The organism is Pseudobacteriovorax antillogorgiicola (assembly GCF_900177345.1).
In the GTDB taxonomy this organism is placed as follows: domain Bacteria; phylum Bdellovibrionota_B; class Oligoflexia; order Oligoflexales; family Oligoflexaceae; genus Pseudobacteriovorax; species Pseudobacteriovorax antillogorgiicola.
Genome location: NZ_FWZT01000025.1, coordinates 99,935 through 112,775 on the forward strand (window position 1 = coordinate 99,935; position 12,841 = coordinate 112,775).

General features: G+C 44.0%; 9 protein-coding genes. 4 read left to right on the forward strand and 5 right to left on the reverse strand.

Annotation, left to right across the window (positions count from 1 at the left end; translation table 11 throughout):
* Window positions 1–113: 113 nt before the first annotated feature.
* Window positions 114–1,304: a cytochrome-c peroxidase gene (locus B9N89_RS25650; RefSeq protein ID WP_132324135.1), complete on the forward strand. Its 1,191-nt coding sequence runs from the start codon at window positions 114–116 to the stop codon at window positions 1,302–1,304.
* On the opposite strand, the gene B9N89_RS25655 is transcribed toward B9N89_RS25650, so the two are convergent.
* Window positions 1,301–4,933: a YbhB/YbcL family Raf kinase inhibitor-like protein gene (locus B9N89_RS25655; RefSeq protein ID WP_132324137.1), complete on the reverse strand. Its 3,633-nt coding sequence runs from the start codon at window positions 4,931–4,933 to the stop codon at window positions 1,301–1,303. The genes B9N89_RS25650 and B9N89_RS25655 overlap by 4 nt on opposite strands.
* Window positions 4,934–5,379: 446 nt before the next feature.
* On the opposite strand from B9N89_RS25655, the gene trxA reads away from it, so the two are divergent.
* Window positions 5,380–5,712, forward strand: a complete 333-nt coding sequence (gene trxA / locus B9N89_RS25660) for a thioredoxin (protein WP_132324139.1) — start codon at window positions 5,380–5,382, stop codon at window positions 5,710–5,712.
* A 62-nt stretch (window positions 5,713–5,774) separates the two neighbouring features.
* Here trxA and B9N89_RS25665 read toward each other — a convergent pair whose 3' ends face one another.
* Window positions 5,775–6,365, reverse strand: coding sequence for a PDC sensor domain-containing protein (locus B9N89_RS25665; RefSeq protein ID WP_159455638.1), 591 nt, complete (start codon window positions 6,363–6,365; stop codon window positions 5,775–5,777).
* Window positions 6,366–6,847: 482 nt separating this feature from the next.
* On the opposite strand from B9N89_RS25665, the gene B9N89_RS25670 reads away from it, so the two are divergent.
* A complete protein-coding gene (locus B9N89_RS25670; protein ID WP_200820790.1) occupies window positions 6,848–8,056 on the forward strand; it encodes an alkaline phosphatase PhoX in 1,209 nt (402 codons plus the stop codon).
* 46 nt (window positions 8,057–8,102) lie between these two features.
* On the opposite strand, the gene B9N89_RS25675 is transcribed toward B9N89_RS25670, so the two are convergent.
* Together B9N89_RS25675 and B9N89_RS25680 are read right to left on the reverse strand one after the other, a co-directional pair.
* The gene (locus tag B9N89_RS25675) at window positions 8,103–9,455 is read right to left on the reverse strand and encodes an endonuclease/exonuclease/phosphatase family protein (RefSeq protein WP_132324143.1); all 1,353 of its coding nucleotides are present in this window, start codon (window positions 9,453–9,455) and stop codon (window positions 8,103–8,105) included.
* A 535-nt stretch (window positions 9,456–9,990) separates the two neighbouring features.
* Window positions 9,991–10,329, reverse strand: a complete 339-nt coding sequence (locus B9N89_RS25680) for a PilZ domain-containing protein (RefSeq protein WP_132324145.1) — start codon at window positions 10,327–10,329, stop codon at window positions 9,991–9,993.
* A 267-nt stretch (window positions 10,330–10,596) separates the two neighbouring features.
* Here B9N89_RS25680 and B9N89_RS25685 point away from each other — a divergent pair, with 267 nt between their 5' ends.
* Window positions 10,597–11,505, forward strand: a complete 909-nt coding sequence (locus tag B9N89_RS25685) for a hypothetical protein (RefSeq protein WP_132324147.1) — start codon at window positions 10,597–10,599, stop codon at window positions 11,503–11,505.
* A 353-nt stretch (window positions 11,506–11,858) separates the two neighbouring features.
* Here B9N89_RS25685 and B9N89_RS25690 read toward each other — a convergent pair whose 3' ends face one another.
* Entirely contained in the window at window positions 11,859–12,569 is a 711-nt protein-coding gene (locus B9N89_RS25690; RefSeq protein WP_132324149.1) for a class I SAM-dependent methyltransferase, read from the reverse strand.
* Window positions 12,570–12,841: the final 272 nt, after the last annotated feature.

Genomic DNA, 12,841 nt, shown 5'->3' on the forward strand with positions numbered 1-12,841 from the left:
GTAATATCAATCATGCGCCACCTCAAAGCTTTACAAGCCAAGCCCTTTAGCCTTAATGTATAAAAAGAACCATAGATTGAAAGAAGCGCAGATAAAAAGATAGGAGCAGTTACTTGGTTAAAGTCATTGTTAGCATAGCTCTGTCAGCTATTCTGATCTATACAGGGCGCCACCTGTGGATGGAACGAAACGCCGAGTTTCCATTTGAGTCAAAGGACTATATTCTTAAAGAGCCAACGTTCGAGCCACTTCAGCTCCAACAAGGCCTGCTGGGATTTGAACTATTCCGTGATCAAAGACTCTCAAAAAATGGTCAAGTCGCCTGCATATCCTGCCATAAAGAGGAATTTAGTTTCGGAGATAATCAGCCTCAATCAATGGGTTTAGCACGCACAGCGCTCAATTCTCCGCCGCTCATCAACCTCTACAATCAAAGGTGGTTTTTCTGGGATGGTCGCGCTGATAGCCTCGCAGCACAAGCCCTGCAACCGATTGAACATCCTGAAGAACATGGAATCGATCGAAGGCAGGTCGTTCACACGCTCTATCAATACTATCGCAGGCCATATGAACATGCTTTCCAAACATCTTTTCCTCAAAGTCTGATCCCGTTGCTATCTGGCGACGCTGAGAAACTGGATAGTTTCAAACTGAGTGATATTCAAAAGCAAGATGTTGACGAGGTTTTTAGCAATTTCGGCCGTGCACTAGAGCAGTATCAACGCGGCATCGTAGCCATGAATTCACCCTTCGATAAGTTCATGAGGTCTTACCAACAGACTCAAGAACCCATGTTTACGGCGACTTTTGGCCCACAAGAATGGCGAGGCTTCCAGCTATTCCTTAGCAAAACCAAGTGCAATCAATGCCACTCGGGGGCCCTTTTTACCGACCAAGATTTCCACTTCACATCCCTAGCCCTATCAAAAATACCTGGTCGTGATGAAGGGCTTAAGCAGCTACTAAACAACCCTTTTAAATGTCTTGATAAGCCTAGTAACTGCCTCGATGAGCCGCTCACCCAAGAGCAAGCCGGGCCATTTAGAGTTAAAACACCAACTCTACGCAACCTAACAAGCACTGCACCATACTTCCACGACGGGAGTGCCAAAACTATTCGCGAGATATTGTATCTCTATAATCGTCCTGAACCAGAAACACATGCTGACGAACGGATGGTTAACTTATATCTAACCGTCGGAGAGATAGAAGATTTGGAAGCTTTCCTGTTCTCTCTATCATCTCCTGTTCGGGATATTATTGCAGAAAAAAGAAAAGAACTCGCGATGCGAGCCTCTAACTAAGGAGTGCCTTGCAGTTCGTAGGAATCAATGATCTGACTTCCATAGCTTGCTTCAAAAGCAGCCCTAGTCATATCGTTGACTGCACTTCCTATGTTGATACTCATGGCGTAAACTTTAAAGCTATAGGTATGGTTATCACAGAAGCCTGTCCAACCGACTACGCTAAAGCTATTTTCACCCGCCAAACCTGAAGGAAAGGTTACAGAACCTGCATCTGCTATCAAAGTCCCTAAACTACCCAGGCTCGGATCGACATCCACAAGGTTGAGATGGACGTTATTGTTATCCTGGTCTTCAACAATGATCGCAAGGGACTTTGTCCCCCAAGAAGCATTGGCCCAGGTGAGATTTGGAAAATTATTGGTGCCGGAGCATGAGCCTTGGTTCCCCATACTTGCCGCTGGAAGCGACCCACCAGCAACAAAATCCGTTGAGCTGAGAAGAAATGAACTATTGTTAGTACCAGTCATTAAAGTTTCATCATCATTACTACGCGGCTCGTAAATCCCAAGGCATGGTGAGGTACACATGAACCGAGTTCCTACAGCAATCGATGAAATGTTATAAGTAGCGGCATAAGGTGCAAGTTCGGAAGCACTACCACTGCGGGTCATTTGAATCCTTGTTACCACAGTATTTGTTGAGTCCACAACAAACACTTCACCCTGCTCGAAAGATGCGAACGATGCATAGTCGCCCTCGATAGGTGCAACAAAGTGGGTTGAAAGCATACTCTTCGGCAAGGAAGGGGAAGCATTTGTACCATCACCATCAGCATGTTGTGTCGTTACAGTTGGCTTTGATGAATACACGGCGATTGCTGAAGCTTCTGAGCTTTGCTTCGCCGTGGTATGGGTTACCGTGAGGATATCCTTGATATCGATCGTATCAGAGAAATTAGTTCCATCGTTTCGGTATGCTGCAACAACAGTATCATCTTCTGTAGTGCTTACCGCTGCCGGAGTGCCGCCACCACCTGAAACGAAAGCCAACGACGTTTTTGCTGCCGCGGTGATAACACGCCCGTCGCGATCGTACTCACTATCCCCTGATGCCTTGGTTGAAACATAGGCTGCGATATCTTGATCACTTTCGATCCACAAGGCTCCCACATTATGCACAATGTTTGTGAACTCTTGAATAGTTCCCGCAGGGATCGTGCCGGTAGCGTGAGTTACCCCATCCTGTTTTATTTCTACATAGGCAGCTTGGTCAAAGGCAGCGACTACAATCTTCGCTGTGTCATAGCGCCCCATATACGTCGAAAGCAAGGTGGAAGCATAGGTTCTTGTAGTCCAAGCGGCAGTACCTTCAACCGGTGTAACAGCAAAACACCCCCCTGTACACTCCATCAGATCTCCCGCTGATGTCGTTAGTGTAAAAGTATCTCCAGCTTGATAGGTTCCTAGCAATGTGCCATTCATTGATACTTGATTGTTGTCACTTAGAGATGAAAAGTAACTCGTCGTGTTACTGCCGATCACCGAAAGCTGTGGTTGCTTCGATATATCGATAACTACATTGATTTCAAAAACACTATCTCCTGTGAGATCGCTATCAGAACCAGTAATTCGAAATTCGTAGGTTCCTGCGTTGCTAGCTTTCACAGCCCAACTAAATAGACCCTGAGTTTCGTTAAAATTTAGACCAGCAATTTCTGAACACAAATTTGAATCAGCAACTACTCCATCTAAAAGTTCATCATAATAGCAGCTATAGGCTATGGTGTCTCCATCCACATCAAGATCGTTGCCAGTGCTTGCATCGCTCACATCGAAACTATAATTATCGTTATCATACAGACTTCTCTGGCTGTAACTTGGTAAGCTTGGTGGGCGATTTGTATTGTTAACTGTCAGGGTAAATATCGCCTCACCATCGAGAACCGAATCAGTTCCCACAACTTTCAACTCATAGACGCCAGCAGCATCATAATCCGGCGCCCACTGCAAAATACCATCACTGGTACCAAAGCTCATGCCTGTGATGGCAGAACATGGGTTTGTATTTGATACTTCACCATCTGCCACCATATCATAGTAGCAAGTGTAGGCTATGGCAGTACCATTATTATCTGTATCGTTCCCCGAGTTGGTGTCGTTGATATCGAGATTGATCGGGGCACCTTCTGCAACAACTTGGCTACTAACTGAAAAAGTGGGTGAGTAGTTGGTGCTATCGTAGTTTAGCATCGAACCATCAGTTGTAGCTGTCACCTGATTCCCTGCATTAGCTGCCTGATCTTCGTAATCAATGGTGAACCCAATCGAACCGGAAGGATCGGAACCCAAGAAGGTATAAACTGCTTGCCAGGTGTTACCAGATATATTGTTCGCTGTTACTGAGCGACCATGAATCGTTACAGTCGTTGATGAAAGCTGCTCACTGGCTTGAAAGGTCAGAATCGCTTTACCATCGATACCTGCCACATTCTTGCCACCACCCGAGGTAAGAGTCACGGTGTTCAAGCTTGGTTTAGAAACATCAAGCGTATAGGATGCAAATGACGTTGAGCAATCGGACTTGTTTCCAGCGGCGTCAATTGCTGCGGAGTAGAACTGATAGGTACCATCCGACGAGATATTCGAGCTATCGATGCTCATGGGGTTTGTGGTTACTGTAGTCGAAGCATACTCATTCATGCACGCTGCATCGTTGTAAAGAAGAAGAGTGTCACCAACATTAACACCAGCCACGCTAAATGTCGGTGTCGTATCGAGACCTAAACTTGTCCCAGGGTCCGTTAGTGTCACTGAGCTAGGTGCATCTGGTGCAGACGTATCCAACTGGTAGCCTAAAGAAAAGCTTGTGCAACTTGATACGTTACCGGCATTATCTTCTGACCGAGCATGGAAATTATAGGCACTATCACTCGGCAGCGCGGCTGAAGACAAGGTAATGTCAATTGAATTTCCCGAGGCAATTCCAAATCCTACCTGCCCCGACACCAAACAATTGCTATTCTTGTATAGAAATACTGTATCTCCATCACCAACACCATCAACTCTGAGCGTTGGTGTCCGATCGCTGCCAATGCTTCCTGTCAAGCCAACGAATGATATTCCGGATATCTCGCTGATCGTTGCATCGTAGGTATAATCTACTGACACACCAGAACATGCTGACCGCACTCCATCGATAGAAAAGGTTGCATACAGAGAATAGATTTTTTCAGTTGAAAGACCCACCTCAACATCAAAAACATCTGAATTTGCAACAGCTGTAGCAAGGCTTTCGGTGCAAGCTGCATCGCTATAAATAGAAATTTCTTCGCTTCCCGTGAGGTCGCTAAATCTAAGCTTGATTGTCCCCTGATTACTGATGGAAGACGACGGGCTTTGCAAGGCGAACGACATAGGAGCATCAGGAATTACAACTGGTGGAGGAGGTGGTAGTGGCTCGACGACTGGAGGTGGAGGCTCTACTGCTTCAGGCGTAAAGTCTGCTTGTTGCTCCTCAGAAACCTGATCAGGCTCAGGAGTTTGTATTTCGGACGAGGTCTGCTGTTCCTCAGTTTTCGGCGACTCTTCATCTGTTTCCTCTTCACCAGCCTTTTTCTGACAAGCAACTAGTTGCCCGACCAGACCTAAGGCGATGAACGTAGAAAGATATTTTTTGTCAAACTTCATGGGTAACCTCCGTATTTCACTAATACCGGAAGGCTAAACCAGCAGCAGGTCCCCTGACTATTTTAGGTGATCTCCTCATCGGTTCACGTAATTCATTCATTAAAAGCATGTTTTTGATCTTTTTTAGGCCCTGATATAATTATCAAAATAGAGCTCAAGGGACCAACTATTTACTTCTTAAATCATGGTAAGGGTTGAGCAATAAGGCGGTAGGTGATTGCAAGTCACCGGCTCGTAAACGCTTGCGGAGAGAGAAACTTCAGGTTAAAAATTCAGCTTGTTGGGCTTTTTCTTCTCGACGCTACACTTACGAGCCGTCTTTGACTTCTTTTTTGTAGTAGCCTTAGGATGCAAAGCATGACGAAATGTTGCAGGTGCTTGATTGTTTTTTTGGGCAACTATACAAATATCTATTTTTATTGATTTTTATACTTAAGGGAGAAATGATGGCAGGATATGTTCAAGAAGTCAGTGATGCTGATTTCGAATCGAGAGTGATTGAAAACCAAAGGCCATGCTTGGTAGATTTTTGGGCCCCTTGGTGCGGCCCATGTCAGATGATTGGCCCTGTTCTTGATAAACTAGCGCAAGAATTTGAGGGTGATGTTGATATATTTAAGATGAATGTTGATGCCAACTCGACTGTTCCTCAAGGAATGGGAGTTCGCTCGATTCCATATCTCGTCACCTTTAAAAATGGCGAATTAAAAGACACGATCGTAGGTGCACCAGATCCTCAGAAGTTGGTCGATCTCATGGAAAATTTGCTAGAAGAATGATTTAGAGAGACGAGGATGGTCATCACTCTTTTTTACAAGAGTGATGACCGACCGAAGATCCATTATCTCACCGAAGGCTTCACACCAACAACTAATACACCAATCAACGAACCATCATCATCATGAAGAGGATAAGAAACTTCCACCTGCCTTTTGCCAGTGTGAGGGCTTCTTGTGAAAGGCTGAATATAGTATTCTTTGTGTTCTACTGCTATTTCTCGATAGCTTTTCTGATCCCGCTGGTCGTACTGAGTCAGCAGGTTTGCTGTACAAACCGGAACACCCTCACGATCCAAAACGAAAAGTTCCGCAACGCGATATTGCTCTTTTGTGTCTTCTAGAATCTCTGAACATGGATTTTTTACAACGCCAACAATCCACTCTGGAATGTCCTGACCTTCTTCTCCAAGCTCGGCATAATTCAAACCAGATTTACTAGACCAGGTATCCCAAATTCTTGTTCTCTCTTGTAAAGACATACGGCTCTTGTTGGCTTCACTACTGATCACATGATCGATAATCTGATCATTTTGAAAGAGCTGTAGGTAAATTTCCTCGGACTTTTCAATGGCCTGGCGTTTCTGGCTAGAAATTGAAAAACCCATCAGCTGGGGAGCAAGTGTCGCTATAATTGCGAACTTAAATATTCTCACGTTGAACCTCACCTTTGTTGCATTCATGATCAAGACCCAATGTCTTGAACATCAAGCCCATCGGTTCCAAGACAGCTCACTCTAGAGGCCGTAAAATTTTTCTTGTAAGCCACCGCCAAGGGCTAAAGAATGCAGGTATTTTTCTATCGACTGACTGGCCAATTATCTATTTTTTATGACTTTTTCCGAAAATGGCAAATTCAGGAACCTGCAAACTCATGGGTATTTTATCGAGGTAAGCTGGAACATTATAATCGCAATGCTGCAAGTTAGTATTGCTTAAGATCACCTCTTACAAAAATGAAGCCCTTGGCATTCAACACCTACCTATGGGAAACAAGTTCCTGTTAAAAAAGCATCAAGGGCTTACCTCTGAATCTCGCTGATTTTTTTAGCTATCTTAATCTCAACTACAAAGTAAATCTTTAGAATTCCGCAAAATTCGAGACTCACAAACCCGACTCAACACACAGGAGAATCCTATGACTAGTGATTTCAATCGTCGCTCCTTCTTGAAATCATCCATGGGGAGCTTTGGCTTTCTAAGCCTTGGAACCCAACTCACTTCAATGGCTTCTGGTCAAGAACTGCTGGACTTCCGGTCGCTCAAGTCACTCGGTCCCTTAGGATCTCCAGATTCCCAAGGAATCCGCTTACCTCAGGGTTTTTCTTCACGACAAATTGCTCGTACGGGACATCGCGTAGTTCGTGATACCGATGGCAGAAAAACGGACTATCGCTGGCACATTTATCCCGATGGTGGGGCTTGCTTTCCTCAAAACGATGGTGGATGGGTATACACGTCGAACAGTGAGATTTTCCTCGCCGGTGGCGCGGGCGCAATAAGGTTCAATGCCGACGGACAGATTGAGGATGCCTACGGAATACTTGGAGGCACCAGCCAGAATTGTGCTGGCGGCGCTACTCCTTGGGGAACGTGGCTATCATGCGAGGAGATCCCTTTCGGTTCAGTTTTTGAGTGTGATGTTGTAAGAGATGGTTGCAGTGAGAAGCGATCTGGGCTTGGCAAGTTCAAGCATGAAGCTGTTGCTATCGACCCCGTAAACATGCAAGCCTATCTTACAGAAGATGAAGGTGATGGCTGCTTTTACCGGTATACACCCGCTTCTGTAGATCTCAATGGTCGCATGGACTTAGACAATGGTCTCTTAGAAGTAGCCGTGGAAGATGGAGGTTTTGTTTCATGGGTTCCTTTAGAGAATAGTACTCCTGGTTTGTTCCAAACTCCTACCCGCAAGCAAATTCGCAATGCGACCAAGTTCGATGGCGGTGAAGGTATTAGCTTTCATGAAGGCATGATCTACTTTACAACGAAAGGCGACAATCGAGTTTGGTTCTATGATACCAATGATCAGTCTCTGGGGCTTCTCTATGACAAAGCAACGTCGGATACTCCCATTCTGAGTGGAGTCGATAATGTTACCGTTTCAAAGGACGGTCATGTTCTTGTCGCAGAGGATGGCGGGCAAATGCAAATTGTCGTCATCGGTCCCTGGGGCGATGTATATCCTTTGGTAAAAGTTGAAAATCAGGACCACTCTGAAATCACCGGCCCTGCAATTAGTCCAAACGGCAAGCGCCTCTACTTCAGCTCCCAACGAGGAATAAACAACAAATTCGCTCAGAACACTGGTGTTACTTACGAAATCCAAGGCATCTTCGAATCCTAAATATTTGAGCGGCACAAAGCCGCTCCCCCGATATATCTTAGGTAAACTAGAAGCGCAGATTACAAACGATGCCCCGATGATCGGAGGGCGCTTGGAAGCTGTTATGACTTCTTTCTACAAAGCAGTCCTTCTTACTAACCCTGTGCCCGGTGACGTAATCAAGTTGAATATTTGCGCCATACCAAGCATTAAATGTGGACCCCCAAAAAAAGTTCTTGAGTGGGGTTTGATCCAACAGAGTGGTCAAAGGTCTACTGCCTGGCTGAACATTGAGATCTCCAACAAAAATAGTTGGCACTCGCCAATTACCATTGATGCCACCAAGGGCGTCTCTCATGATGTTAGCAGAACCCTGCTGGGAATTCCGGTCAACTCCCCAGTGAGATGCAACAAAGACAAATCGCTGCCCGGTAGGCTTTACCTCAAACTCCAGCCATTCTGCGGAACGATTCCCCCACTTGTCTGCAACTAAGTATATTCGACCTGAGTCACGGATACGAAGACGATCCCTACGATATATGATCTGCCGTCGTGGAGAGGAGCCGTATTGTGATCCGATTTGACTGCGGATAAAATCATGCTGACCACCCGTAGCCTCCTGAATCCCCAGCACATCTGGCCTAGAATCCTTAATGTACTGACTAACCCGATATCGGCGCGCATTCCAACTTCTCTCTCCAGGGTCGTTTGCTAACTCAGTCCGTACATTGAATGTCATCACCCGCAAATCACCTCCCTTTGCAGTTGTATCCCCTCCCGACGTTGGCGGGGTGGGCAAAGTCACCTTACCACCATCTGCAACCCATACGATCTCGTCTACAGCTAGGTTAAAGCTTTTTTTAGGGTATGTGTTGGTAATACTCGTGATGGCAAATGCATAGCGAATGGTCCTCAAATCGATTTTGATACCCCGGATATCTCTGACTGGTATTCGCACGGGACTCCATCTATCCCGCTGAACATCTCCATATTTACTGGCCCCCAAAGGTACGACCACATAATGTGCATTGCCGTAGCGATCCGTTACACCAACGCGAAAATCGACATCAAGAGTGGTTTTAATATGAAATTGAATATAGCCCTCGCCGTAGTCACTCAAGTCTAATGGCTGATCAGACTGAATTCCCCCACCAAACCAAACCCCCGATCTCCCTGCCCAGGAAATATGCTGACTCCCTTTGAAAGGCTGGACCCCAGACTTGTAGCGTAAGGTTCCTTCCCAAGGATAAATTTCAGCATCATATCCAGCAATCAATCTATCTGCTGCAGATGTATCTTCACCATAGACGCTAAACACTTGATTTTGAGCCGAGGACTTTTTCGTAAACGATACTGCTAGGATAATGGCTAGGAAATAAAGTTTTCTAGAGCCTTTCAAATAATGAGGCTTGGTTTTCATGGTAGGAACTCCTTTGTTAGCCAAGCTGAAATATAAACTAAACGTTTCTTCGATCAGAACTAGCTTATAACGTGATTAAAGATCTGCCGAGTGATGACGGAGTTCTACTAAGTGGATATTAATTTTCAAGAGTATATTTGAAAGTCGTTCTGGTTAGCATAATATTAACACTGAATTGAACCGGAAAATATTTTCTATTAGGAGGCAATTAGAGCTTGTCCCCTATCTGAACTACGAGCATCATTTAGACTCATGTTTACAAGCATTGAAGTCTGTAACACTAACTGCAAAACTGTTAAACTCAACTGTTTAGGGAATGTATGGGGCAGCATTCACAGGCTTGGTTTGAAAACAAACTAAAATTAGGCATCTGCAATAAATCTTATCTCAATTAGTGTCGACTTGTCTGACACAGGCCTCGATAAAAAAAGAGGGGGTACCCTGTTTTGATATAATAAAGATTCCACAAATTATAAAAAGAAAATAATTTTTCTTCGACAGATAAAACGCCTTCCATGACTGATAAAGGGGCTTTCTATGAGAAATAGAGATCATTTTCGTCTTGCACGAAGTGAAACAACTCATCCCAAAGAACTGTAGACGCTACACTTAGGCCCAACTGAAAATTTCCATCCGAAGTTTCTTTCGACCATTGAACGATTCCCGAGAACAAACTTGGCGCTTCATCAGCCTCGCATGTAAAGTAAAGGCGGTCTGACACAGGGAAATTCCTAGGAACTTCGATGCAGACTCCCCTGCTCGATAAATTTACCAAGCGGAAAGGAGTGGCTGAGCCTTTGAATTCCCCCAACAATGCGCCCTTGGCACTTGTGTTCTTTGTACAAAATCTCTTTTCACGCCTTACCTGTGCCATGAGTCCTCCGGGCTGATCTAATCGGCTATTGCTCTGCTATCGGCTCCGCGCCCAAGTATACCTAAGAACTTGTCTTAGGTTTCCATAAACCGCTAGATTTTATTCCATATATTACAACTATGAGGGCTATTTAATGCCAGTGGGACTTCGAATGCCTCCTCCTTACTAAAAGCCTTACCTGAAGTAAGGTCCATACATTCTTTTCCTAGCAAACCTTAGTTTAAATATAGGAATAGCTAGCCGATCAGCCCCTCATACCTGGAACTGATGAAGGTTTTCTCAATGTTTAATATATTATCAAATGAAGCTGGTAACGCCACAACCTCGACTCTATTACTATCAGGTGCTCTACTGGGCGGATTCCATGCTGTAGACCTAGATGTGACTACCCAATCAGTCATGAGACAGGCGGAATCACAGCAAATCGGAATAGACGGAAAACAAGATATTATATCTGCTAGCGCAATCTTGAAATCGATTGTTTGTCGAGAAAGTAGCTTGAGTACTCCAAAGTACCCGCTCTCTGATGATGATTTAGAAATTGTTTTGGAAATACCTAAGTCAAGTCAAGATTTTGATCGTATCTTCGAAGGGCGTGAAGGTTCACGAGAGACAAGAACGGTACGTTTTGCTCATCTGGGGTCAGATAGCAATCATATGATTTTTTCCAGTGTTACAGAGCTAAACGATTCCATTATCAAGCAAAACCTAAGAATTGACTGTTCTCCTTCGGACACTGTCATTCCTGAAGATATCCTTGCCAGCCACGACATCCTATTTAACGAAGTATACCTCGGCTTAGGATATGAAGATTGGTTTGATTACGATCATAACGACCTGGCCTTTTGTTTCGAAGGGAAATTTGCTGCAGATAGAACGACTGGCGTCATCACTTCAATGGTCGATCAGAAAGTCGATACGAAAATAAGTAAGAGAAGTTCAAGTAATTCTATTGTAGTCAAACTTCATCGAAAAGTTGGCGACAAGTTCAAACTTGATCAAACTATCCAAGGGCTCAAACGAGGCCATTTGTCGAATGAGACTCTGTCTTTTAAAAAAGGAGAACAGTTTCTGCTCACCTTCAGCAGTAATATTATCCAGAAGAGCGGGCCTCAAAATCTAACTGGTAAGCGAGTTCGAGTTGAAGCCGACAACTGCCGAACAAGTGGTCGTTGATGCTTTTTTTGGGATGTAATAACAATTTCACTTTTTGAACTTGCCTTTTACCTCTAATGAGTGAGCCAACTATAATCAATCAAAAGCGATAGTATTCATTGAATTTTTTGGTTCGGCTCCACAAGTTTCGCACATTTTATTGAGTTATCAGAAGGGCGAAAGCTTGAAAGATATCCAAATCTACATTTAACCAAAAAGAGGTTCTATGGGAGTTTGGTAATAAACTGCTGAATCGGGTGACAGAGATATTGGATGAATCAACTAATTTGCTTTCGACACACTCCTCCAAAAATAGATTTCAAGGTCGAGCTTCGAAAGATGTCAAGGAGACAGTGCTCCTCAGTCTCAGACAATCACTTTTCTGCGTGAAACAAAATGAGATGAGATAAATTTTTAACCGGAGTTGCTCCAACTAATCGATTAAGAAAATAGGCGATCTTGAAAATAAAATTCCTTGCAATTGATCTGAAAAAATTTCCAACTGACTTCGGTAACCGAGTCTCTCGGACAAGAATGTTTTTGTAACCACACCCATGAAATAAAGATGTCAACCTGATCTCATTGAACGGCGTAATATGGGTATAGTCGGCAATAAAAGTATTGTGTCCAAAAAGTCCAGAGCTATTAGGAACCTGGCCCATAATGACTCCCCCGGACTTTAATTTACAACTAAAGCTCTTTAGAAACTCCTGTAGTTCCAATCGGTCAATGTGTTCCAAAACATCCACAGCAATCAGAGCGTCAAAATAGTTATCCGGCAACTGCTCCAAGAGATCTAATAAATTATTCCCATCGTAGACCTTAAATCCCTGACTTCTTAGATTCTCCCGAAAAGAGGCACAAATATCAAAGGCTTCCAAGTTTGAGTAACCTAGTCCCCTGAGTTTGTTAAGCAACTCCCCTTTGCCTGGCCCTATTTCGAGAATATTTGCATCTTTTCCAAGTTTAGATTCTTCAAGTAGAGCACCCATATTACGAGTAAAATAGCATAATGTTTTCGAACCTGAAGCTTCAGGTCGGAAGCTATTATAATTGGCGTAAATTTCTGGAATATCTTGGGACATAGGTTACTCCAACAAAGTCAAACACCTAGACGAATAAAAAAAGATCAAAAAGAAACATCTCACAAGCTGGAAATGAAAGCATATGATTTATGAAAAGTATATCCTAAAACAGGGTAACCTCTTTTTATTGTGGGCTTTGTCAGATCAAGTCGACACTAATTCAAATGAGACCGATTGCTAGAGCCGATCTCAATAATGCTAAAAACTATGGCAAACATTAGTGTATGCTAGGCCTCTCGAGAACTAGGAGGCATCAATGAAGCTAACCAATG